The 23760-nt window shown below is 62.4% G+C and carries 19 protein-coding genes; 10 read left to right on the top strand and 9 right to left on the bottom strand.

Annotation, left to right across the window (positions count from 1 at the left end; all coding sequences use genetic code 11):
• Positions 1-286 precede the first annotated feature (286 nt).
• Both eglC and DH08_RS03700 read right to left on the bottom strand, forming a co-directional pair.
• Positions 287-1678 (bottom strand): endo-1,3-1,4-beta-glycanase EglC, encoded by a 1392-nt coding sequence (eglC, locus tag DH08_RS03705; protein WP_192177950.1) that lies wholly within the window; start codon positions 1676-1678, stop codon positions 287-289.
• 229 nt (positions 1679-1907) lie between these two features.
• On the bottom strand, positions 1908-2705 hold the full coding sequence (locus tag DH08_RS03700; protein ID WP_246800679.1) for an AraC family transcriptional regulator: 798 nt from the start codon (positions 2703-2705) through the stop codon (positions 1908-1910).
• Positions 2706-3010: 305 nt separating this feature from the next.
• Here DH08_RS03700 and melA (DH08_RS03695) point away from each other — a divergent pair, with 305 nt between their 5' ends.
• From melA (DH08_RS03695) to melA (DH08_RS03670), 6 genes are all read left to right on the top strand, one after another.
• Positions 3011-4477, top strand: coding sequence for an alpha-glucosidase/alpha-galactosidase (melA, locus tag DH08_RS03695; RefSeq protein ID WP_192177948.1), 1467 nt, complete (start codon positions 3011-3013; stop codon positions 4475-4477).
• 117 nt (positions 4478-4594) lie between these two features.
• On the top strand, positions 4595-6679 hold the full coding sequence (locus tag DH08_RS03690) for an ABC transporter substrate-binding protein (protein WP_192177947.1): 2085 nt from the start codon (positions 4595-4597) through the stop codon (positions 6677-6679).
• Positions 6680-6773: 94 nt separating this feature from the next.
• Entirely contained in the window at positions 6774-7781 is a 1008-nt protein-coding gene (locus tag DH08_RS03685) for an ABC transporter permease (protein ID WP_192177946.1), read from the top strand.
• A 1-nt stretch (position 7782) separates the two neighbouring features.
• On the top strand, positions 7783-8922 hold the full coding sequence (locus tag DH08_RS03680; protein WP_192177945.1) for an ABC transporter permease: 1140 nt from the start codon (positions 7783-7785) through the stop codon (positions 8920-8922).
• A gap of 10 nt (positions 8923-8932) precedes the next feature.
• The gene (locus DH08_RS03675; RefSeq protein ID WP_192177944.1) at positions 8933-10600 is read left to right on the top strand and encodes an ABC transporter ATP-binding protein; all 1668 of its coding nucleotides are present in this window, start codon (positions 8933-8935) and stop codon (positions 10598-10600) included.
• Between the two features lie 21 nt (positions 10601-10621).
• Complete coding sequence (melA, locus tag DH08_RS03670) at positions 10622-11992, top strand: alpha-glucosidase/alpha-galactosidase (protein ID WP_192177943.1); 1371 nt, start codon at positions 10622-10624, stop codon at positions 11990-11992.
• Between the two features lie 62 nt (positions 11993-12054).
• Here melA (DH08_RS03670) and DH08_RS03665 read toward each other — a convergent pair whose 3' ends face one another.
• The 6 genes from DH08_RS03665 to DH08_RS03640 form a co-directional block, all read right to left on the bottom strand.
• Complete coding sequence (locus DH08_RS03665; RefSeq protein ID WP_192177942.1) at positions 12055-12888, bottom strand: GNAT family N-acetyltransferase; 834 nt, start codon at positions 12886-12888, stop codon at positions 12055-12057.
• Between the two features lie 6 nt (positions 12889-12894).
• Positions 12895-13641 (bottom strand): aspartate/glutamate racemase family protein, encoded by a 747-nt coding sequence (locus tag DH08_RS03660; protein WP_192177941.1) that lies wholly within the window; start codon positions 13639-13641, stop codon positions 12895-12897.
• An 8-nt stretch (positions 13642-13649) separates the two neighbouring features.
• Positions 13650-14468: an ABC transporter permease subunit gene (locus DH08_RS03655; protein WP_192177940.1), complete on the bottom strand. Its 819-nt coding sequence runs from the start codon at positions 14466-14468 to the stop codon at positions 13650-13652.
• A gap of 1 nt (position 14469) precedes the next feature.
• Entirely contained in the window at positions 14470-15384 is a 915-nt protein-coding gene (locus DH08_RS03650) for an ABC transporter permease (RefSeq protein WP_192177939.1), read from the bottom strand.
• 225 nt (positions 15385-15609) lie between these two features.
• On the bottom strand, positions 15610-16899 hold the full coding sequence (locus DH08_RS03645) for an ABC transporter substrate-binding protein (RefSeq protein WP_192177938.1): 1290 nt from the start codon (positions 16897-16899) through the stop codon (positions 15610-15612).
• Positions 16900-16933: 34 nt separating this feature from the next.
• The gene (locus DH08_RS03640; protein WP_192177937.1) at positions 16934-18022 is read right to left on the bottom strand and encodes an ABC transporter ATP-binding protein; all 1089 of its coding nucleotides are present in this window, start codon (positions 18020-18022) and stop codon (positions 16934-16936) included.
• A gap of 263 nt (positions 18023-18285) precedes the next feature.
• Here DH08_RS03640 and DH08_RS03635 point away from each other — a divergent pair, with 263 nt between their 5' ends.
• The 3 genes from DH08_RS03635 (at position 18286) to DH08_RS03625 (ending at position 20988) form a co-directional block, all read left to right on the top strand.
• On the top strand, positions 18286-18999 hold the full coding sequence (locus DH08_RS03635; protein ID WP_192177936.1) for a GntR family transcriptional regulator: 714 nt from the start codon (positions 18286-18288) through the stop codon (positions 18997-18999).
• Positions 19000-19132: 133 nt separating this feature from the next.
• Positions 19133-19999: a hypothetical protein gene (locus DH08_RS03630; protein WP_192177935.1), complete on the top strand. Its 867-nt coding sequence runs from the start codon at positions 19133-19135 to the stop codon at positions 19997-19999.
• Positions 20000-20133: 134 nt separating this feature from the next.
• Positions 20134-20988 (top strand): hypothetical protein, encoded by an 855-nt coding sequence (locus DH08_RS03625; RefSeq protein ID WP_192177934.1) that lies wholly within the window; start codon positions 20134-20136, stop codon positions 20986-20988.
• A 99-nt stretch (positions 20989-21087) separates the two neighbouring features.
• Here the strand turns inward: DH08_RS03625 and DH08_RS03620 are convergent, their stop codons facing one another.
• Positions 21088-22326 (bottom strand): ROK family protein, encoded by a 1239-nt coding sequence (locus DH08_RS03620; protein ID WP_210328517.1) that lies wholly within the window; start codon positions 22324-22326, stop codon positions 21088-21090.
• Positions 22327-22514: 188 nt separating this feature from the next.
• Here DH08_RS03620 and DH08_RS03615 point away from each other — a divergent pair, with 188 nt between their 5' ends.
• A complete protein-coding gene (locus DH08_RS03615) occupies positions 22515-23753 on the top strand; it encodes an extracellular solute-binding protein (protein WP_192177932.1) in 1239 nt (412 codons plus the stop codon).
• Positions 23754-23760: the final 7 nt, after the last annotated feature.

Here is a 23760-nt window from a genome sequence, read left to right as displayed (position 1 = left end):
TCGCGACCGGCTGGATGCTCTCGGCATTACAGCGTCAGGGCAACACCTCAGCACCAAGCCTCGGACATCATTGGCCCACTGAGAAACTTCATCCCAAGCCGCATGCGCAGCGTTTTGCGACAACGATGTGCATAGAAACAAGAAGCTAAAGCGCGTCGCATGAATCCGTTTGGATGCGACGCGCTTTAGAGCAATTCCAGGAAAAGTGCGCAGCGATTTTCCGTCCGGAATTGCGTAAAAACAAAGAGTTAGAGCAGGTCGGCGATTCTATCAAAGCTGAACAGCTCTAGACAAACCAATCGCTCAGCGCGTAGGCATGGATATAGTCGATCTTCATTTCCGCTGGCGTCGCGAGCCCGTCGGCGGGCGTTCCCGCGATGCCGCCAACCGCCAGATCGACCAGCATGTACATCGGGTCGTGCATGTCGGCAGGCGTTGCCGCACGGGCAACTTCGACGTCGTCGAAATACCAGACGAGTTCGTCTTCCGTCCACAGCACCCCGTATGTGTGGAACCCTTCGGTATTCGCGGCAAAGGCCGTCGAGGCCACTGTCGTTTGACTTCCCGTCTCGTTCGAGTGGCTTGTCAAAAGGAGCTTGTTTGGATCCTGACCGGTCATCTCTATGACATCCAGTTCCGGTGGCCAGGAGCCGTCCTCCGGCAGAAGCCAGAAGGCCGGCCATACGCCTTGCTTTTCGGGCATGTCGGCCCGAATTTCGAAATAGCCGTAGGTCTGCGCGAAGGATTCGTAGGTCGTCAGCAAGCCTGAGGTGTATTGGTAGTTGTTTATATAAGGCTTGATCGCCTCGGGAGCCCGGGCAGCGGTAATCGTGAGAACACCGTCATTGACGCTGAACGGGTTGACGGTACTCGTCGGGGCGTAGCTGGTATCGATATACCATTGAAGCTCATTGTTGCCCGTAAGCGAGCTGCCGTTCGCGCCTCCCCACCAGAAGTTCGAGTCCCAGGTGCCGCTCGAGCCGTTCCACAGGCTCAGCGTGTTGAACTCGTCCGCGAAGGTGAGTTCCAGATGCGACCTGTCGAGGGCCAGATCGAACTGGCTTGCGGTGAACTGGTCGACGGTCTTGTTGGCGAAGACGAGAAACTCGGTGTCGGACAGGTTAAGCCGGACGTTTGCTCCCGACTGGACCATGTTGGCCTGCACCTGCTCGAACGAGTTGAAGCCGTAGCTCCCAATGCGCACAGTATCCGTGGCGCCAAAGTCCAGGATCAGGTCACTGCCGTTGCCGGGGGCCACGACGAAAATATCCGCCCCGGATCCACCCTTGAGAACGTCATCGCCCTTCAAGCCGTCGAGTGTCTGTTGGCCGGAGCCGCCGGTAATGATGTTGTTAGCCGCGTTTCCGAAAGCATAGTGTTTGTCGCCCGTGACCGTCAGGTTCTCGAAATTCGCTGGCAGCCTGTAACTCATCCAGGTCGAGATGGTGTCGACACCCTCATTGGCCAGCTCGACCGCCTTGTTCTTCGTGGAATACAGATAGTAAATGTCGTCGCCCTTGCCGCCATACATCGTGACGCTGACGCTAGCGTCGCCGTAGATCGAGTCGTTGTAGATGCTGCCATAAAGTGCCGGGCCGGAATTCGTCGCCGAGTACCACTTTGTCGAGGACCCGCTGTAGGGGAGTGCGACGCCCTTGGCGTTCAGGACGGTGGCCATTCTGGTCTCCTCGTCTCGCTTCGATGCCGGCCCTAGCATCTATGGCAAGCAAGAGAAGCCAACCCCTTATTTGGTCGTCGACTTAGGAGAGTTACCAGGAACTTAACACGCAGGCTGTCCGGCCGCCCTCATTGCCTCGAATGCATAAGGATTGGGCCGCCAGCACTTTTTTTGGTCACGAGTCGGTGCAATCTGTGCGTCGCGACTGCGGCTTGGATGGACATCCCATCTAGCGGTGGTTTCCCATGCTGGCATACATGCCGGTGGTGCGGAATTGCGTCGGGTTGGTGCCGTACAAGCGGCGGAAGACTTTCGAAAAGTAGTTGGCGTCTTCGAAGCCGCACATGATGGCCACCTCCTTCACCGGCAGGAAATCGGCTTTCGTCAAGAGTTTCGCCGCCCGCTGCAGCCGCTGCTGCAGCACGAATTCGGCGGGCGGAATGCCTTCGCTCTCGGCAAAGCAGCGCGAGAAATGCGCGCGGCTCAGCCCGCTGATCTCGGCGAGATCGGCAACGCGGAGCGGCCTGTCGAGATTGGCCTTGATGTGGTCGACCACCGGCTGCATGGCACTCTTCTCGTCGGCAAAGGCATGCGAGCCGAAGACATCGTCATAGAGCGCCATCGCCGCCTCGTAGGCCACGGCCGACGCAGCTCCAGGCGTGACCGCTGCCGTGATCAGGCGCACGCTGCAATCGGCGAGATGATCGATCGTCGACGGCTGCAGCCGCAGCACCGGACCAACCGCGGAAAGGATCGACTTGTGGATGCGCAGCGCCTCCTCGCCGTTCATCGAGATCCAAAAATATTCCCAACGTTCGCCCTTGGCGAGCCAATAGCGGTGGTTGTGCGGCACCAGGACCAGCAGCGTATCGCCCTTTTGCAGGCGGTAATTCCGGCTCTCGTAGCGCAGCCGGCCAGTGCCGCTGATCGTATGCTGGAGCACCGTAAACGGCGTCTGGCCGCGCTTGCGCCCGTCCCAGTCATAGACCTCGTTCTCGCGCACTTCGTAGCCGGAGCTCGTCGGCATGGTGTGCAAGCGCTGGCGGCCGCGCGGCAGCGAGACTGTCCTGGCCGACGGCCCGGTGTCGATCAGCTTTCGCAGCACAAAATTACCCCTGAAAGCATAATCCTTCTCTGGTCGCTTGCTCGATTAGGCGCATAATGCGTTACGAAAAGCAAAACAAACCGCAGTGCAAAACAAATAGCGGTCGAGGAACGGACGGGAGGAGACGCCGGATTCCGGCTTGTCTTGGCCACATGCCCCGGCATGTGGAGCGGACCTCTTTTCACCGCCCTTACCCAACTTTTTTCGATCAGATCGAGGCCAGGCAGATGAGTTTCAAGATCGCTATCATCGGCGCGGGGAGCGTCGGCTTCACCAAGAAACTCTTCACCGACATCCTGTGCGTTCCCGAATTCCAGGATATCGAATTCGCGCTGACCGACCTCAGCGACCACAACCTCCAGATGATCAAGGCGATCCTCGACCGGATCGTCGAGGCCAACAGACTGCCCACGAGAGTCACGGCGACCACCGACCGTCGCAAGGCGCTCGAAGGCGCCCGCTACGTGATCAGCTGCGTGCGAGTCGGCGGGCTCGAAGCCTATGCCGACGACATCCGCATTCCCTTGAAATATGGCATCGACCAGTGCGTCGGCGATACGATCTGCGCCGGCGGCATCCTCTACGGCCAGCGCAACATTCCGGTCATTCTCGATTTCTGCAAGGACATTCGCGAGTTTGCCGAGCCTGGCGCGAAATTCCTGAACTATGCCAACCCGATGGCCATGAACACCTGGGCGGCGATCGAATATGGCAAGGTCGATACGGTCGGCCTTTGCCACGGTGTCCAGCACGGCGCCGAACAGATCGCCGAAGTGCTCGGCGCCAAATCCCACAGTGATCTCGACTACATCTGCTCCGGCATCAACCACCAGACTTGGTTCATCGATCTGCGCCTCAACGGCCGTAGGATCTGCAAGGACGAGCTGGTCGCCGCTTTCGAGGCGCATCCGGTCTATTCGCAGCAGGAAAAGCTGCGCATCGACGTCCTGAAGCGCTTCGGCGTCTATTCGACCGAAAGCAACGGCCACCTGTCCGAATATCTTCCCTGGTATCGCAAGCGGCCCGACGAAATCACCCGCTGGATCGACATGTCCGACTGGATCCATGGCGAGACCGGCGGCTACCTTCGCTACTCGACCGAAACGCGCAACTGGTTCGAGACGGAATTCCCGCAGTTTCTCGAGGCGGCATCGAAGCCGATCGACCCTGCCAAACGCTCCAACGAGCATGCCAGCCATATTCTGGAAGCGCTGGAGACGAACCGCGTCTATCGCGGCCATTTCAACGTCAAGAACAATGGCGTCATCACCAACCTGCCGCAGGACGCGATCATCGAGTCGCCCGGCTTCGTCGATCGCTTCGGCATCAACATGACCTCTGGCATCACGCTGCCGGAAGCCTGCGCCGCCACCTGCACTTCCTCGATCAACGTCCAGCGCATGTCCGTGCATGCGGCGATCAGCGGCGACATCGACCTGCTGAAGCTCGCCGTGCTGCATGATCCGCTGGTCGGTGCCGTGTCGACGCCGGAGGAAGTCTGGCAGATGGTCGACGAGATGGTCGTTGCCCAGGCTCGCTGGCTGCCGCAATACGCAGATGCAATTCCGGCCGCCAAGGAGCGGCTATCGAAATCCAAGGTCCGGACCAGGGAATGGGCGGGTGCCGCGCGGCGCGACGTCCGCTCGATCGAGGAATTGCGCGCCGAAAAAGCGGCCCTGAAACAGGCCGTCTGAGTTTCACACAGCATAGCGGCGAATTTCCGGGAGGAAGACGCAGCCACAGTGCATGCAATTCGTTCGAGGAGAAATGGAGCGGCGTAAAGCACGCTCCCAACAAATGGGAGGAAGACGATGAGGAATTTCCGCAACATCAGCATTTTAGCAGGGCTGGCGCTGAGCGTATCCGCCACGGCGCTGAGTGCCTACGCATCCGAACCGACCGTGCCGCCGGCGCCGGCGCAATTCCCCGCCGAAGGGAAGATCAAATATGTCGCGCGCGACTCCATTCTGGAGTTCAAGGCGCTGCCCGAATACCACGAGCCCGACTGGGTCACCGAGAAATACGTCAAGGCCGGCAAGCTGCCGCCCGTCAAGGATCGGTTGCCGAAGGAGCCGCTGGTCTTCAAGACCGGCAACATGCCGGACGGCATCGGCGTCTATGGCGACACCATGCGCCACGTCATCGGCGGCCGGCCGGAAGGCTGGAACTATGGCGCCGGCCAGACGCAAGGCTGGGGCGGCATCGATATCGGCCTTTCCGAATGCCTGACCCGCACCGCGCCGCTGTTCCAGGTCGAGGCCAAGGACACCGAGCCGCTGCCGAACCTGGCCAAGAGCTGGGACTGGTCGACGGACGGCCACAAGCTGACCATGCATCTGATCGAAGGCGCGAAGTGGTCGGACGGCGTTCCCTTCAATGCCGACGACGTCATGTTCTACTGGGACGACGAAGTCGTCGACCCCAATGTCTCGCCGCTCAATGGCGCGACCCAGGAAACCTTCGGCGTCGGCACGACGCTGACGAAGATCGATGACTACACCGTCGAATGGACCTTCAAAGACGCGTTTCCGAAGCAGTACCTCTATGCCATGGCCTACGGCACCTTCTGCCCGGGTCCGGCGCACATCCTGAAGCCGCAGCATCCGAAATATTCGAAGAACACCTACGAGCAGTTCAAGAACGCCTTCCCGCCGGAATACATGAACATTCCCGTGATGGGCGCCTGGGTTCCGGTGGAGTATCGCCCTGACGACATCGTCGTCATGCGCCGCAATCCCTACTACTGGAAGGTCGACGAGAAGGGCAACCAGCTTCCCTATCTCAATGAACTGCACTACAAGCTATCGACCTGGGCCGACCGCGACGTTCAGGCGGTGGCGGGCTCAGCCGACGTCTCCAACCTCGAACAGCCTGAGAACTTCGTCGCCTCGCTGAAGCGTGCGGCGGATAAGGATGCGCCGGCCCGCCTTGCCTTCGGCCCGCGCCTGATCGGCTACAATCTGCGCATGAATTTCTCGGCCAATGGCTGGGGCAACCCGGATGAACGCGGCCAGGCAATCCGCGAACTGAACCGCAACGAGGACTTCCGCAAGGCCGTCACCATGGCGCTCGACCGCAAGGCGCTCGGCGACTCGCTGGTCAAGGGTCCTTTCACAGCGATCTATCCGGGCGGCTTCTCCTCGGGCACCAGCTTCTATGACCGCAATTCGACCGTCTACTATCCATTCGATCTCGAAGGCGCCAAGGCGGAACTCGCTAAGGCAGGCCTGAAGGACACGGATGGCGACGGCTTCGTCAATTTCCCGGCTGGCACCGCCGGCGGCAAGAATGTCGAGATCGTCATGTTGGTCAACAACGACTACACCACCGACAAGAGCCTTGCCGAAGGTGTCGTCGGCCAGATGGAAAAGCTCGGGCTTCGGGTGGTTCTGAACGGGTTGAACGGTACCCAGCGCGACGCCTCGCAATATTCCGGCCGCTTCGACTGGCTGGTAAGGCGCAACGACCAGGAACTGACGTCGGTCGTGCAGAACACCGAGCAGCTCGCTCCTGTCGGCCCGAAGACCAGTTGGAACCACCGGGCGCCGGAAAGCGGCGAGGTCGACCTGATGCCGTTCGAAAAGGACCTCGTCGACATCGTCAACAAGTTCGTCTCGTCTGAGGACAATGACGAGCGCGCCAGCCTGATGAAGAAGTTCCAGAAGATCTCGACAGAACACGTCTACAACGTCGGGCTGACCGAATATCCCGGCGCGTTGATCATCAACAAGCGCTTCTCGAACATTCCCCAGGGAACGCCGATCTTCATGTTCAACTGGGCCGAGGACTCGATCGTCCGCGAGCGGGTCTGGGTCGCCGCCGACAAGCAGCAGAAATACGAACTGTTCCCCGAGCAGCTGCCCGGAAAGCCCGGGGACAAGGGTACGACGAATTGAGTTTCCTCCCTGACTGCGAAGTTCCCCGGCCGCGCTGCGGCGCGGCCGGGGACAAGGATACCCGAACCCGAATGCAAGGAGGAGAAACGGTCCGATGCTGCGATTCCTGATGATACGCATAGCATCCGCAATACCGGTTCTCGTCATTCTGAGCCTGGTCACCTTCGCCATCATCCAGGCGCCGCCCGGCGACTACGCCGACTACATCCGTTCGCAGCTCATCAACCAGGGCGGCGCCTCCTTCGCCGAGGCCGACGCCCAGGCGCAGGCCTACCGGGTCGAGCACGGTCTCGATAAGCCGATGCCGGTCCAGTATTTCAACTGGATCACCGGCATCGTCACCCGCGGTGATTTCGGCTACAGCCTCTACTACAACAAGCCGGTCGCCGACGTGGTCGGCGAACGCCTGCCGCGCACGCTGCTGCTGGCGCTGGTCTGCCACCTGCTCGCCTCGGTGCTGGGCATCACATTCGGCATCTGGGCGGCGACCCGGCAATATTCCTGGATCGACAGCGCGCTGTCGGCTGTTTCCTTCCTCGGCATGACGGTGCCGCGCTTCCTGATGGCGCTGATCATCGTCTATCTGCTGGTCTTCCAGTTCAACGTGTCCGAGATCGGCAGCTTCTTCTCCCCGCAATATGGCGGCGCGCCGTGGTCCTGGGCGAAGTTCGTCGACCTCGTCAAACATGTCTGGCCGGTGGTGGCGATCGCCACTTTCGGCGGGCTCGCCTACAACATGCGCGTCATGCGCGGCAATCTGCTCGACACGCTGAACGCGCAATATGTCGAGACCGCCCGTGCCAAGGGCCTGAGCGGCAGTGCGGTGGTCATGCGCCATGCGGTGCCCAATGCGCTGCATCCTTTGGTCATGTATCAGGGCGTCGTGCTGCCCTACATGCTCACCGGCGAGATTGAGACCGCGATCATCTTCGCGCTGCCGACCGTCGGCCCGGCGATCGTCGGTTCGATGGCGGTCGGCGACGTCTATGTCACCGCGACCTTCATGATGGTGCTGTCGGCGACGCTGATCGTCGGCAACATTATCGCCGATATGCTGCTCGCCCTGCTCGACCCCCGTGTCCGCCAGTACGGAGGGACCTGAGATGCTTGCCCGCGAGCCCTCGCTGCCGCCACCGCCCGAAATATCGGTCGAGAAAGAGAAACGGCCGCACGGCAATGAGAGCTATCTGGCGCTTGTCTGGCGCCGCCTGAAACGATCGTGGACCGGCATGGCCGGGCTCATCCTCGTCGTGCTTCTTGTCCTGATGGCGGTGTTTGCCGATTTCTTCGCACCCATGGACCCCAAGGTCACCGATGTCGGTTTCGCCCCGCCGCAGGTGATGAGCTTCCATGACAAGAACGGCAATTTCGTCTTCCAGCCGCGCGTCTATGCGCTGGCGGATTCCGAGGAACTTGACCCCGTCACCTTCCAGCCGGTCGTCGGACCGGACTATGACCATCCGCGGCTGCTCGGCTTCTTCGTCAAGGGCGCCGACTACAGGCTGCTTGGCCTGATCCCCGCGAACCGGCACTTCTTCGGCTCGACCGACGGCCAGCCGGTGCATTTCCTCGGCACCGACAAATTCGGCCGCGACGTGCTGGCCCGCGCCATCTATGGGTCGCGCATCTCCTTGATGATCGCACTGACCGTGGTCTTCATCGTCACCGTGATCGGCACCACAGTCGGCATGGTGTCGGGCTATTTCGGCGGCACGTTCGATGTCTGGGTACAGCGCTTCGTTGAACTGGTGCTCGCCTTCCCGCAATTGCCGCTTTACCTCGCGCTGACATCGCTTGTCCCGGTGACGGCGCCGACCAATGTCTTCCTCGCTTTCGTCATCGTCATCATGTCGGCGCTCGGCTGGGCGCAGATGTCGCGCGAAGTGCGCGGCAAGACGCTGGCGCTTGCCCGCATCGACTATGTTCGCGCGGCAATGGCGGTCGGCGCCACCGACCGCCGCATCATCATGCAGCACATTTTTCCCAACGTGATGAGCCACGTCATCGTCGCCGTCACGCTGGCGATCCCGAGTGTGGTCCTGCTTGAATCATTCCTGGGCTTTCTCGGTTTCGCCGTGAAGCCGCCGCTGATCTCATGGGGGCTGATGCTGCAGGACACCGCCACGTACTCGGTCATCGGCACCTATCCCTGGATCCTCGCCCCCGTCGGCTTCGTGCTTGTTACCGTTTTCGCCTTCAACGCGCTTGGCGATGGGCTGCGCGATGCAGTCGATCCGTATTGAAGGGGATGTGATGGCTGTCGCGCTCGTCAATACCTTCGCACCGCCTGTCCGGCTCGACCATGCCGGGCGTTCGGAAAACCCTGTCATCGATGCCCGCAGCATCGCCGTCGACTTCAAGGTCGAGGACGGCATGGTCCAGGCCGTCAAGGACATCTCCTTCCAGCTCTATCGCGGCGAGACCATCGCCATCGTCGGCGAATCCGGGTCGGGCAAATCGGTGACAGCGCGCACTGTCATGGGCCTGCTGTCCAAACGCGCGGTCGTGTCGCCAAAGTCGACCGTCTGTTATGACGGGGCGAACATCCTGAAATTTTCCGAGCGGGCCCGGCGCAAACTGCGCGGCGACCGCATCTCGATGATCTTCCAGGAACCGATGAGCTCGCTCAACCCGATCTATACGATCGGCAGCCAGATCGTCGAAGCAATACGGGTGCATCGCAAGACGAGCCGCAGGCAGGCCGAGGCACGCGCGCTCGAACTTCTGCAGCAGGTGCAGATCCCCGACCCCGCGGCGCGGCTGAAACAGTATCCGCATCAGCTTTCCGGCGGCCAGCGGCAGCGTGTGATGATCGCCATGGCTCTAGCCAACGATCCGGACGTGCTGATCGCCGACGAGCCGACGACGGCGCTCGACGTCACCGTCCAGGCGCAGATCCTCAACCTCATTCGCAACCTGCAGCAGAAATTGCGGATGGCGGTGATCCTGATCACCCACGACCTGACCGTGGTGCGCAAGTTTTCCGACTATGTCTATGTCATGCAGCACGGGGCGATGTGCGAGCACAATGTGACGGAAAGGCTTTTCGCCAATCCGCAGCATCCTTACACACAGCACCTGCTTGGGTCCGAGCCGCGCGGCCAGGCCAATCCGCTGCCGGAAGGGTCCGGCATCATTCTCGATGCCAAACGCGTTCGCGTGACCTTCATGCTGCGGCATGGCACCTTCTTCAAGCCTGACTGGCGCGAACTCGTCGCCGTCGACAGTCTCGACCTCAGCCTTCGCCGCCATGAGACGCTGGGGCTGGTCGGCGAATCCGGATCCGGCAAGACGACTTTCGGCGAGGCGCTGCTCAGGCTCAACAACGCCACCAGCGGCGAGATCCATTTCGACGGCCAGCCTATCCATGGCAGATCGCGATCGCAGATGCGGCCTTTGCGCTCGCGCATGCAGGTCGTGTTCCAGGATCCGTTCTCATCGCTCAACCCGCGCATGACGATCGGCCAGATCATCGAGGAAGGGCTGATCGTCAACAGCATCGGCGTCACCAGGAACGACCGCATCGAACGGGTGCGCGATGCGCTGGTCAGCGCCGGCATGCCGGGCAATATCCTGTCGCGCTTCCCGCATGAGTTTTCCGGCGGCCAACGCCAGCGCATCGCCATTGCCCGCGCCATCGCGCTGGAGCCCGAATTCATCGTGCTCGACGAGCCGACATCGGCGCTGGACCTCTCGGTCCAGGCGCAGATCATCGAACTGCTGCGCAAGCTGCAGCGCGAACGGGGCCTCAGCTACCTCTTCATCTCGCACGATCTCAAGGTCGTGCGGGCGCTATGCCACCGCGTGATTGTCATGCAGCACGGCAAGATCATGGAAGAGGGTCCCGTCAACGAAGTTCTGTCCAATCCCAAAACCGCTTACACGGAACGGCTCGTCAAAGCCGCTTTCGAGGTAGCCTGATCGCATATGCCGGAGACTGTTATGGCAAGAAATCCCAAGATCGCATTCATCGGAGCTGGCTCCACCGTTTTCATGAAAAACATCGTCGGCGACGTGCTGCAGCGTCCCTCGTTGTCCGGTGCGACGATCGCGCTGATGGACCTCAACCCGCAGCGCCTCGAAGAGAGCGCCATCGTCGTCAACAAGCTGATCTCGACGCTCGGGGTAAAGGCCAAAGCCGAGACCTACACCGACCAGCGCAAGGCGCTGGCGGGTGCCGATTTCGTCGTCGTCGCCTTCCAGATCGGCGGCTACGTGCCGTGCACGGTCACCGACTTCGAAGTCCCGAAGAAATACGGCCTGCGCCAGACCATCGCCGACACGCTCGGCGTCGGCGGCATCATGCGTGGCCTCAGAACCGTGCCGCATCTGTGGAAGATCTGCGAGGACATGCTCGCCGTCTGCCCGCAGGCGATCATGCTGCAATACGTCAATCCCATGGCGATCAACACCTGGGCGATCGCCGAGAAATATCCTGACATCAAGCAGGTCGGCCTCTGCCATTCGGTACAGGGAACCGCGATGGAACTGGCGCACGACCTTGACATTCCCTACGAGGAAATCCGCTACCGCTCGGCCGGCATCAACCACATGGCGTTTTATCTCGAGTTCGAGCATCGCCAGCCGGATGGCTCCTATCGCAACCTCTATCCGGATCTCGTGCGCGCCTACCGTGAGGGCCGCGCGCCGAAACCCGGCTGGAACCCGCGCTGCCCGAACAAGGTGCGCTACGAAATGCTGACTCGCCTCGGCTATTTCGTCACCGAAAGCTCGGAACATTTTGCCGAATACACGCCCTATTTCATCAAGGAAGGGCGCGAGGATCTGATCGAGAAATTCGGCATCCCGCTTGATGAATATCCGAAGCGCTGCATCGAGCAGATCGAGCGTTGGAAGGGGCAAGCGGAAGCCTACCGCTCCGCCGACAAGATCGAGGTCGAGCAGTCGAAGGAATACGCCTCCTCGATCATGAATTCGGTGTGGACGGGCGAGCCCTCGGTGATCTACGGCAACGTTCGCAACAACGGCTGCATCACCTCATTGCCCGAAAATTGCGCGGCCGAAGTGCCGTGCCTCGTCGATGCATCCGGCATCCAGCCAACCTTCATCGGCGCGTTGCCGCCGCAGTTGACGGCGCTGATCCGCACCAACATCAATGTGCAGGAACTGACGGTCCAGGCCCTGATGACCGAGAACCGCGAGCATATCTACCACGCGGCGATGATGGACCCGCACACGGCGGCTGAACTCGACCTCGACCAGATATGGTCGCTGGTCGATGAACTGCTCGCCACGCATGGCGACTGGCTGCCGGCCTGGGCGCGCAAGACGCCCGGGGTCCGGGCGGCCTGACATTCGCTGCCGATCCCGCCGGCTGGCGGGAGCTTGCTCGTGCGTGAGATTTCAGGTCGGGATCAGCCCAGTTCCAGGGTCGTGATCCCGAACACCTTTGACGAGGCAATCCTGGGCACGCTTCCCCGGTACATGCGGGTTGTCGTGAAGCCCGGTGTCAAGCCGCCCGCCTGAAGCGCGGCGATGAAACCGCTGTTGGCCGCGGGCACGTCGATGTGAAGCGCGTCCCCCGCCATCGCCGCTGCCAGCACCCCCAGCAATTGCAACGCGACGTGCGTATCGTCGGCCAAGAGCGGTCCGACCTTGAACCCCTCCCTGCACTGTCGCGCCACGCAATAGCCGGAAACGCCTGCTGAATTCATCGCCACGAGCGCAATGTGCGGCGGCTGCAGCCAACCGTTGAGGAAAGCTTGCCGTGGCGCGGGGAAACATTTGCGGTCGTAAGCCAGGATGTCGGCGATGTGCTCGGCTGCCACAGGTCTGATGCTACCGCCGCCGGCGAGGCCGGCGACACGCCCGCTGTAGCGGACGGTCTCATAGGCTGGCACGAACCCCATGCGCCGGTAGTTGGCCCGCTGCTCGGCGACGCCGTCGAGCCCGATGCTGCGGTTGCCGAGCCGCGCCATGCCGGCGTCCCAGACCGCCTTGCCATGCCCCTCGCCGCGCCTGTCCAGGCGGCAGATATAGAGGCCGATGAAGCCGAACCCGGCGCCATAGCCGACGGCCGAAATGCCGGCCACCATCTCGCCGTCGACGAAGGCGCCGATGAAACCCTCGGGGTCGGCCCCCTGGAACAGGGCGGCATCGCCGAGACCGGGATTCCAGCCCTCGCCCGCCGCCCAGTCGACAAGCGTTTCAACCTCCTTTGAGGTCAGGGTCCGGATCGTTCGGGGCATTTGCGATCACTCGGCGGCGACGGCACCAGGGGCAAAGGATTCCAATGCACCAAGATAGGGCTTTGCCAGCGGGTTTGCATAGGCACCGCGTTTGGATGTCGACAGGCCAAGTGCAATCAGCGCCTCTGCCTGTTTGACGGCGGCGCCGACGCCGTCGATCACCGGAACGCCGAATTCCCGCTGCAGCTCTGCCGCGAGATCGGCCATGCCGGCGCAGCCGAGCACAATCGCCTCGGCGCGATCCTCGTCGAGCGCGCGCGCAATCTCGCCGCGCAGTTTCCCGGCCGCGCCCGAAGCCGGGTCCTCAAGCGCCAGTACCGGGATGTCGGCGGCGCGAACGCGCGCCCGGCCGGCCATGCCGTAGCGCTGCACCAGCGCCTCGACGGGAACCCACGACCGCTTGGTCGTCGTCACGACGGTGAAACGCTGGGCGGTGAACGACGCTATGCTGAGCGCCGCCTCGCAAATGCCGACGACCGGGATGTTGGCCATGGCGCGCGCGGCGTCCAGCCCGGTGTCGTCGAAACAGGCGATGATGGCCGCCTGCGCCCCCGCGCGCTCGCCGGCGGCGATCTCGACCAGCAGGCCCGGTACGGCCAGCGCCTCGTCATAATAGCCTTCGATCGACACCGGCCCCATGGATGAGGTGACGGCGACGACTTCGGTCGAGGCGCCGGCGACAGATCGCGCGGCGCCGCCGATCATTGCGGTCATGCTGGCCGTGGTGTTCGGATTGACGACAAGGATCTGCACTGCGGTTCTCAAGCCCTTGCCCGGCGACGGCCGACATAGAGGATGGCGCCGAGCGTCAGCAGGATCACCAGGAAGGAGAACACGGTTGTCACCGTGCCCAGCGCGTAGAGCACCGGCGTCGTCACATTCGTCGTCATGCCGTAGATTTCGAGCGGCAGCGTGTTGAACGTGCCCGAGGTCATCAGCGTGCGCGCGAACTCATCATAGGAGAGTGTGAAACCGAACAGGCCCACACCGATCAGGCTGGGCGCGATCATCGGCAGCACGACATGGGCGAAGGTCTGCCAGGAAGATGCCCCGAGGTCGCGCGCGGCCTCCTCATAGGCCGGCGAGAAGCGGTTGAAGACGGCAAACATGATCAGCACACCGAACGGCAAGGTCCAGGTCAGATGCGCGCCGAAAGCGGATGTGTACCAGGCCGGCCGAAAGCCGATCTGCTGGAAGACGACGCCGATGCCGAGGCTGATGATGATCGACGGCACGACGAGGCTGGCGACAGCCAGATAGAACAGCGCCGTCGCGCCACGAAACCTGCGGCGGAAGGCGAGGCCCGCCAGCAGCGACACCACGACGGTGACGACCATCACCATCACCCCCAGCACCAGCGAACGCTTGAAGCTGCCGCCGAAGTCACCGACCGCCTGGCGTTCGAACAGATTGGCGAACCAGTGCAGTGACACACCGTTGAGGGGAAAGGTCAGGCCGCCATTCTCGCCCTGGAAGGACAGGATCAGGATCGCCGAAAGCGGGCCGTAGAGGAACAGCACGAACAGCGCGAAGAAGACCGCCAGCACGTAGAATTCGAGGGTGCGCTTCTCGTGGCTCACATCAGAGCTCCTTGCGGATGTCGACGATGCGCAGGATGCCGGCGACCATCAGCAGCACCAGCACCAGGAGCACAACCGCGTTGGCGGCGGCGGCCGGATATTGCAGCAGCGACATCTGGTTCTTCATCATCAGCGCGACCGAGGCGCTCTGCCCGCCCGACATCACCTGCACCGTCGAGAAGTCGGCCATGACAAGCGTGACGACAAAGATAGTGCCGATCGCCATGCCGGGCTTGGCCAGCGGGATGACGACGTTCCGCAGCACCTGCCAGCCGGACGCGCCGGCGTCGCGCGCGGCCTCGAACAGCGAGCGGTCGATGCGCATCAGCGTGTTGAAGATCGGCGTCACCATGAACAGCGTGTAGAGATGCACCATGGCGAGAACCACGGCGAATTCGGAATAGAGCAGCCATTCGATCGGCTTCGGCACCAGGCCCATATGCACCAGCGTCGAGTTGATCAGCCCGTTGCGGCCAAGCACCGGGATCCACGAGATCATGCGGATGATGTTGGAGGTCAGGAACGGCACGGTGCAGACCAGGAACAGCACCATCTGCATGGCCGTGGTGCGGATGTGGAAGGCGAGGAAATAGGCGACCCAGAAGCCGATGAACAAGGTCAGCGCCCAGACGATGACCGCGAATTTGATGGTGTTGAGATAGGTCTTCCAGGTGACCCAGGAGCCCAGCACATCGGAATAATTGGTGGTCAGGAAATCCGGATACATGGCGGCGAAGTCGTAGTCCCAGAAGGAGACGACGACGATCATGATGATCGGCAAAAGCAGGAAGGCACCGAGGATCAGCGCCAGCGGCGCCGACTGCAGATACGGCGCGACGGCGCCGAGCGAGAAGCGGCGGCGTCTGGCGGGCTTGGCCACCGTCGTGGCCGCAGGCTGGTCGAGAGCCACGGTCATGGGGAAAGGCCTCCTGACCCGCAATCCTTCGCGCCCTCCTCTGTCCTACCGGACATCTCCCCCACGAGGGGGAAGATTGAACTCTCACAACTGCCTTCGCCAATCTCCAACGTTGCTAAGGAAGAGCCGGCCATGAAGCTGCCAATCTCCCCCCTTGTGGGGGAGATGTCCGGTAGGACAGAGGGGGGCGCGAAGGATCGCAGCATCACAGTGAACGCGTCCGCTTTACGCCGCGATGAACTCGTTCCAGCGCTTCACCATGTAGCGGTCCTCGTCCATCACCGAGTTCCAGCAGGCGACCCTGCCCATGCGCTCTTCGAAAGAGCCGCCGTCGCGAACCGCGCCGGCCTTTTCCATGACGGTGCCGTCCGGCGCCCTGATCTCGCCCTTGGCCGGCTTGCCCTCGATCCAGTAGCCCCATTCGTCCTCGGACATGAACTTCTTGGCCGAGACCATGTTGGCCGAGTAATAGCCCTGGCGGTTGAGATAGCCGCCGACCCAGCCCGACGTGTACCAGTTGATGTATTCATAGGCCGCATCGAGCTCAGCACCCTTGAGATGGGCAGCAAGGCCAAGGCCGCCACCCCATGAGCGATACCCTTCCTTGAGCGGCTGGAAGCGGCAGGGGATGCCCTTGGAGCGCACGGCGGCGACGGCAGGCGACCACATCGACTGGATCACCACTTCGCCCGAAGCCATCAAATTGACGCTCTCGTCGAAGGACTTCCAGAAGGCGCGGAACTGGCCATCCTGCTTGGCCTTGATCAGGAAGTCGATCGTCTTGTCGATCTCTTCCTTGGTCATGTTGCCCTTGTCGGCATATTTGATGTTGCCCATGGCTTCCATGATCATCGCCGCGTCCATGATGCCGATCGACGGGATGTTGAGAATCGCGGTCTTGCCCTTGAAGGCCGGGTCCATGATATCGGCCCAGGTGGTGATGTCGCGGCCGACGAGGTCGGGGCGGATGCCGAGCGTATCGGCATTGTAGATGGTCGGCACCATGGTGAACCAGTTGGTCGGCGCCTTGGCGAAGACCTTGCTGTCCTGCGCCTCGACATAGCCTACCGTGTGCGGCGCCGTGCCCTGGGCAATGACGCTGTCCGGCGTCAGCTTGCCGGTTTTGAACAGCGGCACCAGCTCGTCGTAATATTTCAACTTGCTGACATCCATCGGCTGCAGCACGCCGGTGGGGAACACCTTCTTGCAGATCCAGTATTCGATGTCGGCGATGTCGTAGCTGTCGGGCTGCGTCACGGCCCGCTGGGCGGCGGCGTCGGAATCGGTCGCCGTCATCTCCAGCGTGATCCCGAGATCGGCCTTGCACTTGTCGGCGATGGCGTTGAGGTTCGACACGCCGGTGCCGAATTGGCGCAGCGTGATGTTCGTCTGCGCCCAGATGGTCGGGAAGCCGGTGATCGCGCCGGAGCCGGCGGCAAAGCCGACGGCGGCGGCACCCGTCTTCAGCAGCGAGCGACGTGAAATTCCTGCTTTCTTGTTTGTTGTGTTGGTCATGGTCAGTTCCCCTGTTCTGGTTGGTTATGCTGGTTCAGGAATCGAGACGGCCAAGGACGATTGCGTCCTCGGCATCCCATGCAATCGGCACCGCATCGCTGACGGCGACGGGTTTGGCGAAGAAGTCGGTGTCGTCGACGATGACAGTGAAATCCTCAATGCCGGCGCCGTTGACGGAGAGCTTCACGGTCGAGCCGCGGTATTCGACGTTGGCAACGATGCCGGTGAAGCCAAGCCCCTTAGCCGGCGGCTCGCCGATGCGCACATGGTCGGTGCGGATGGCGATGTCGATCGGCTCGCCGACCTCCCGGCCCTGCCCGCTGGCGGCGAGCGAAGCACCGCCCGGCACGTCGAACACCACCATGCCGTCGCGGCTGCCGGTGACGCGGCCAGCAACGACGTTGTGGTCGCCCATGAAGCGGGCGACGAAAGCGGTGGCCGGCCGCTCGAACACGGTGCGTGGATGTGCCGCCTGTTCGATGCGGCCGTCATTCATCACCACGATCAGGTCGGCCAGCGCCATCGCCTCTTCCTGGCTATGGGTGACGTGGACGAAAGTGATGCCGAGCGAGGTCTGCAGCTTCTTCAGCTCGGCGCGCATGCGGATTTTCAGGAACGGGTCGAGCGCCGAAAGCGGCTCGTCGAGCAGCAGCGCCTCGGGATCGGTGATCAGGGCGCGGGCCAGCGCCACGCGCTGCTGCTGGCCGCCGGAAAGCTGCGCCGGACGGCGCGCCGCATAAGCCTCCATCTGCATCAGCTTCAGCATGTCGAGCGCCTTGGCTCGGCGCTCCTCCTTGCCGACGCCCTTCATCTTCAGGCTGAAAGCGACGTTGTCGATGAGATCGAGATGCGGAAACAACGCATAGGACTGGAACATCATCGCGGTGCCGCGCTTGGCCGGCGGCAGGTCGGTGACGACGGTATTGCCGAGGCGGACGTCACCGCTCGAAATGCTCTCATGCCCGGCGATCATGCGCAGCGTCGAAGTTTTGCCACAGCCGGACGGGCCGAGCAGGCAGCAATAGGTGCCTGCCGGGATTTTCAGGCTGATGGCCTCGACGGCAGTCGTCGTTCCATAGACTTTCGAAACGGACACGATGTCGATTTCGGCGGCTTTGGACATTCCGTTCCTCGCTTTGGTCGCCTGAACCAAAGCATCATGCGTGCCAATTGCCCGCGGCGATCATCAAGTAATTGAATCCCTGCAAGAATCGGCACCGAAGCCCCCTGCCCGAGAAACAGCACCCTTGTGCGGTGCACAAATTATGGGCGATTGTCTGCGATGTCGGCAGAAATCGTATGCAATCTTTTCCAAGATCGCGTTCACTTTGGCTCTCGTCCAAGTAACCCGATTCAGGCTAGAAGGGTTTTGGGAACCTTGCCGCCATGAACATAGCCGACCAGACATTCCCTGCTATCGACGGCGCTAACGAGGATCGCGCCCAGGCGATCCGCGACCAGCTGCGCGACGCCATCGTCGACCGCCGTCTGGCGCCCGGAACCAAACTGTCGGAGGGCGAGGTCGGCACGCTGTTCGACGTCAGCCGCACCGTGGCACGCGCAGCCCTGCAGATGCTTTCCTTCGAGGGTCTGGTGCGCACCGAGCGCAATCGCGGCGCCTTCGTCGCCAACCCTTCGCCGGAAGAAGCCCGCCAGGTCTTTGCCTCACGCCGGCTCATCGAACCCGGCATCGCCATCGCCGCCGCCGGTCGCATGACATCGGCTGATGTCGCTGCCTTCAAGACCCAGCTCGAGGAAGAGGGCCGCTTCATTGCCGAACGCGGACCAACCGCAAGGCGGTCGGAAATCAAGGCGTCGGGCGATTTCCATCTGCTGCTGGCATCGGTGGCCGGCAACGTCATCCTGCAGCGCTTCATGGAGGAATTGGTCGCACGCTCCTCGCTGGTGATCGCGCTCTATGGCCGCTCCGGCATTTCGAGCTGCGGCCACAACGAGCATTTGCAGATCCTCGAGGCGCTCGAGGCCGGCAATGCCAGCCGCGCCAGCGCGCTGATGCTGCACCACATCGACCATATCGAGGCCGATCTCGACCTCCGCGTCAGGAGCGGACCGGCGCTGAGGCAAGCGCTCGAATTCTGAAAAGCGCTCTTCATGCCCGGCCGCAATCCGTTTGGACCTTTTTGCCGGGTTTTCGGCGCTGGACACAGACGGTTAAGGCTGAAAATGTGATGTGTGTTTCACGGTTCGGGGGGCTGAATCGGAGCACTGGAGGATGGCGCTGAAAGCCGAAGATATTGCCGGCCATCCGGCGTTGCACCGCGCTGTTCAGGCACAGTCGCGGGCGCTGATAGAGATCTTTGAAACGAGTCCGCGGCTCGCCGCCGTGTTTGCCACCCAGCAGCGCTGGCTGATGGGCCATGTCGGCCTTGCCCTGCATTTCAGGCGTGATCCGCGCGACCGCCATACCGCGCTGACGACGGCGCGTTTCATCGAGGCCATACGCCGGGATTCGGTCGCCAGCCGCAACACCGCCGAAGCCTTCCTCAAGGAGATGCTGCACTACAAGATCGCCGAATATCTTTCGACCAGCGAGGACGGGCGCGCTCATCCCATGCAACCGACGGCGGCCACCGTGCGGACATTCACTGGCTGGGTCCTCGCCCATCTGCAAACCCTGGACAGCCTCGACGGCGGCAGCCGCTTGTCCATCTTCCTCGAGCACCCTGAACAGCTCGCCAAACTGCAGCCGCTGGTGGCGGATGGCCTGCTGGCATCAGTGCCGGTGCGCGAGCCCAAGCAGACCTTCTCGCTGTTCATCTGGCTCAACAATGGCGGCATCGTCATGGACTGGCTGATGTCCGGCATCGATCCCGAGAATGCCGGGCTCGACCAGATACCGACCAGTGTGGTGTCGATCGGCGAGTTCGCCAGATGGCTGAAGCTTTCGCGCACCCACCTCGCCCGCAAACTGCACGACGCCGAGGAACTCGGCAGCATCGGCTGGGCCGGCCAGCGCGGACATTCGCTGATGTGGGTCTCGAAGGGGTTCTACCAGGAATATATGACCGTCCAGGCGGCCAAGCTCGCCATCGTCGATGCCGCCTTCGAAGCCTGTTTTCCGCCATCGGGAGATCGCTGAGCGCCAACGCGCAGCGGCTTTCCCGCGCACGCCTGATCATGTCTTCGGCATTGTCGGTCCGCAGTCTGGCGGCGGCAAATGGAAACTGCTATCGGCTTTTTGATAGTCACGAGACGTGAGCGGGATCTCGGGGGATGGCGCTGAACGCTGAAGAGATTTCCGGTCATCCGGCATTGCACCGCTGTGTCCGGGCGCAGGCGCTGGCATTGCTCCGGGCCTATCAAGGGAACCCGCGACTTGCTTCCGTCTTTGCCACCCAGCAGCGCTGGCTGATGGCGCATATCGGGCTCGCTTTGCACTTCAGGCGCGATCCGCGCGACTACCGCAAGGAGCTGACGACCGCCCGTTTCATCGACGTGATCCGCCAGCATCAGGTGGCCAGCCGCAACACCGCCGACGCCTTCGTCAAGGAGATGCTGCATTACAATTTCATCCAGCTTGTGCCGGCGAGCGAGGATGGGCGCATTCGGCCCCTGCAACCAACGCAGCTCACTTTGGAGGCGGTGACGGACTGGATGCTTGCCCATCTGCAGACGCTGGACAGCCTCGAAGGCGGGGCCCGGTTGACCCGGTTCCTCGAGCAGCCGGCAATGCTGGCCGGATTGCAGCCGCTGGTGGCGGAGGGCCTGCTTTCCTCCAACCCGGTGCGCGAACCCAGGCAGACCTTTTCGCTGTTCACCTGGCTCAACAATGGCGGCGTCGTCATGGACTGGCTGATCTCGGGCGTCGACCCCGATCATGCCGGCCTCGACCACATTCCGACCGGCGTGGTTTCGATCGGCGACTTCGCCAGATGGCTGAAGCTCTCGCGCACCCATCTCGGGCGCAAATTCCGCGACGCCGAGGAGCTCGGCAGCGTCGGCTGGCTCGGCCAGCGCGGCAATTCGGTGATGTGGGTGTCGAACGACTTCTACCGCGAATACATGACCGCCCAGGCCGTCAAGCTCGCCATCATCGATGCTGCCTTCGAAGCCTGTGTTCCGGCATAGAGCATGATCCCGACCGAAGGTCAGCGAAGCAAAAAGTGGGAACCGGTTTTCGGACAAGATCATGCTCAACAGAAGATAGCGGACGGCTGACGGCCGAGCTCACAATCCTCCGGCCCGCGTCTTCAGGATCGCCGAGAAACGCGGGTCGAAGGCGCGGCTGATAGGCTCGGCGGCGGCACCGAGCGCAATCGACCACGGGTCGGTGATGCCGAGCTGCAGGCGCGGCAATGACCGTCCGGGCCGGTCGGCGATCGAGGGCAGCAGCGGCTGCATCGCCTCCAGCAGGCGGCGCGCCAGCGTCTCCGGCGCGCCGCTGGTCAAAATCACCGTCTGCGGATCGAAGATCGTCTCGATGAGATGCACGCTCCAGCGCAGATCATGCGCGGCACCCTTGATCCAGGCCATGACTTTCGGATCCTCGGCCAGTGCCAACGCGTCCATCCGCTCATAGAGATGCGCGTCGGCGGCATCCAGTCCGAGATGCTGGTAGAGCGAGGCGAGCGAGGCGCGGTGCTCGAGCGGCGTCGAGCCCGGGCCGGCCGGAGAGAGCAGCGCCCTGCCGATCTCGCCGGCATTGCCGTTGCCGCCGGTGTAGAGCTCGCCATTCAGGATCAGACCCGCGGCAATGCCGTAGCCGACATAGAGGCAGACCGCGTGGTCGACACCGTGCGCGGCGCCGACGATGCGCTCCGCCGTCGCGCAGGCGGCAGCGTCGTTCTGCAGCCCGACATTCAATCCCGTGCCTGCCGCGAGTGTTTCCAGCAGCGGGAATTTCTGCCAGGCCGGCATCATCCATTTGTCGTCGGAATTCTTTAGCCCGAACGGACCGGGCATGGCGACACCGAGGCCGACCAGCCGGCTTTCGGACTGGCTGGAAATGCCGGCCAGTTCGCGCCGGACGCCATCGATGAGGCCGAGGATGACCTTGACGCCCTCAGATGGTTCGTCGAGCGGCAGGTTCGCCTCGGCCCGCGCCAGCACGCTGCCGACGAGGTCGACAACCACTGCTCGCGTCAGATGCCGGTCGATCTGCAGCCCGATGGCGAAGGCGCCTTCCGGAACCAGCCTGTAGGGGGTCGAGGGCTGGCCCCTGCCCTTGCGCACCGTCTCGAGGGCGACGACCAGCCCGTCGCGCTCGAGATCCTCGATGATGTTCGAAACCGCCTGCTTGGTCAGCTGCGTCGCCCGCGCCAGGTCGGCTCTGGACAGCGCGCCGTTGAGCCGCAGCGCCTCGATCATGACGCGGCGGTTATGCGCACTGGTGCCTTCCTGGTTGGTGCCGCTTTTGGCGCGGATCGAGCTGTTTTCGTTCACCGGCGTTTCCCCTCTTGACACCATTAAAGGATTGATCGACTAATTAAGTCAAGCGGATTGACTTAATAGCGAAGCCGAGCGCTCCATAAGAAGACGGCCAAGGCTCCATGCCTATCGCCTCCGATCGCTCGAGCAAGCCCAGGTCACCGCGACATCAATTCGGGAAGGCGATGCAACGCCGACTCGCCAACGCCGGAAATGGGAGATGACAAATGCTGAAATCGATCGGTAAGACGCTTCTGGGCGCGGTCTTCGTTGGAGGACTGCTGGTTCCCCACGCTTTCGCCGAAACAACGCTGAACGCGCTTTTCATGGCGCAGGCCGCTTACAGCGAGGCCGACGTCCGCGCCATGACGGATGCCTTCGCCAAGGCCAATCCCGACATCAAGGTCAATCTCGAATTCGTCCCCTATGAGGGCCTGCACGACAAGACAGTGCTCGCGCAGGGCTCGGGCGGCGGCTACGACGTCGTGCTGTTCGACGTCATCTGGCCGGCCGAATATGCCACCAACAAGGTGCTGGTTGACGTCTCGTCGAAGATCACCGACGAGATGAAGAAGGGCGTGCTGCCGGGCGCCTGGACGACCGTCGAGTATGACGGCAAATACTATGGCATGCCCTGGATCCTCGACACCAAGTACCTGTTCTACAACAAGGAAATCCTCGAGAAGGCTGGCATCAAGAGCCCGCCCAAGACCTGGGACGAGCTGAGCGAGCAGGCCAAGATCATCAAGGACAAGGGCCTGCTGGCAACGCCGATCGCCTGGAGCTGGTCGCAGGCCGAAGCCGTGATCTGCGACTACGCCATGCTGGTCAGCGCCTATGGCGGCGATTTCCTCAAGGACGGCAAGCCGGACTTCCAGAATGGCGGCGGGCTCGACGCGCTGAAATACATGGTCGCCAGCTACAAGTCGGGCGTCACCAATCCGAATTCCAAGGAATTCCTTGAAGAGGATGTCCGCAAGGTGTTCGAGAACGGCGACGCCGCCTTCGCGCTCAACTGGACCTACATGTACAACATGGCCAACAACCCGAAGGACAGCAAGGTCGCGGGCAAGGTCGGCGTCGTGCCGGCGCCGGGCATTGCCGGCAAGAGCGAGGTCTCGGCCGTCAACGGTTCCATGGGTCTTGGCGTCACCGCGGTCTCCAAGCACCCGGACGAAGCCTGGAAGTACATCGAGTTCATGACCTCGCAGTCGACGCAGAACCAGTACGCCAAACTCAGCCTGCCGATCTGGGCGTCGTCCTATGATGACCCGGCCGTCACCAAAGGCCAGGAAGAACTGATCGCCACCGCGAAGGTCGGGCTTGCCGCCATGTATCCGCGTCCCACAACGCCGAAATACCAGGAGATGTCGACCGCCCTGCAGCAGGCGATCCAGGAAGCGCTGCTCGGATCGGCTACGCCGGAAGATGCCTTAAAGACGGCTGCCGAAAACAGCGGTCTTTAAGCCGGAC

The sequence above is a fragment of the Mesorhizobium amorphae genome (assembly GCF_014843845.1).
Classification (GTDB): domain Bacteria; phylum Pseudomonadota; class Alphaproteobacteria; order Rhizobiales; family Rhizobiaceae; genus Mesorhizobium; species Mesorhizobium amorphae_A.
The sequence above is the reverse complement of the archived record's forward strand: the minus strand, read 5'-3'. Positions and strand labels throughout refer to the sequence as shown.

Coding starts and splice junctions, on each gene's coding strand:
- eglC (WP_192177950.1), bottom strand. CDS start 1,678: ATGGCCACCGTCCTGAACGCCAAGGGCGTCGCACTCCCCTACAGCGGG.
- DH08_RS03700 (WP_246800679.1), bottom strand. CDS start 2,705: ATGCCGACGAGCTCCGGCTACGAAGTGCGCGAGAACGAGGTCTATGAC.
- melA (WP_192177948.1), top strand. CDS start 3,011: ATGAGTTTCAAGATCGCTATCATCGGCGCGGGGAGCGTCGGCTTCACC.
- DH08_RS03690 (WP_192177947.1), top strand. CDS start 4,595: ATGAGGAATTTCCGCAACATCAGCATTTTAGCAGGGCTGGCGCTGAGC.
- DH08_RS03685 (WP_192177946.1), top strand. CDS start 6,774: ATGCTGCGATTCCTGATGATACGCATAGCATCCGCAATACCGGTTCTC.
- DH08_RS03680 (WP_192177945.1), top strand. CDS start 7,783: ATGCTTGCCCGCGAGCCCTCGCTGCCGCCACCGCCCGAAATATCGGTC.
- DH08_RS03675 (WP_192177944.1), top strand. CDS start 8,933: ATGGCTGTCGCGCTCGTCAATACCTTCGCACCGCCTGTCCGGCTCGAC.
- melA (WP_192177943.1), top strand. CDS start 10,622: ATGGCAAGAAATCCCAAGATCGCATTCATCGGAGCTGGCTCCACCGTT.
- DH08_RS03665 (WP_192177942.1), bottom strand. CDS start 12,888: ATGCCCCGAACGATCCGGACCCTGACCTCAAAGGAGGTTGAAACGCTT.
- DH08_RS03650 (WP_192177939.1), bottom strand. CDS start 15,384: ATGACCGTGGCTCTCGACCAGCCTGCGGCCACGACGGTGGCCAAGCCC.
- DH08_RS03645 (WP_192177938.1), bottom strand. CDS start 16,899: ATGACCAACACAACAAACAAGAAAGCAGGAATTTCACGTCGCTCGCTG.
- DH08_RS03640 (WP_192177937.1), bottom strand. CDS start 18,022: ATGTCCAAAGCCGCCGAAATCGACATCGTGTCCGTTTCGAAAGTCTAT.
- DH08_RS03635 (WP_192177936.1), top strand. CDS start 18,286: ATGAACATAGCCGACCAGACATTCCCTGCTATCGACGGCGCTAACGAG.
- DH08_RS03630 (WP_192177935.1), top strand. CDS start 19,133: ATGGCGCTGAAAGCCGAAGATATTGCCGGCCATCCGGCGTTGCACCGC.
- DH08_RS03625 (WP_192177934.1), top strand. CDS start 20,134: ATGGCGCTGAACGCTGAAGAGATTTCCGGTCATCCGGCATTGCACCGC.
- DH08_RS03620 (WP_210328517.1), bottom strand. CDS start 22,326: ATGGTGTCAAGAGGGGAAACGCCGGTGAACGAAAACAGCTCGATCCGC.
- DH08_RS03615 (WP_192177932.1), top strand. CDS start 22,515: ATGCTGAAATCGATCGGTAAGACGCTTCTGGGCGCGGTCTTCGTTGGA.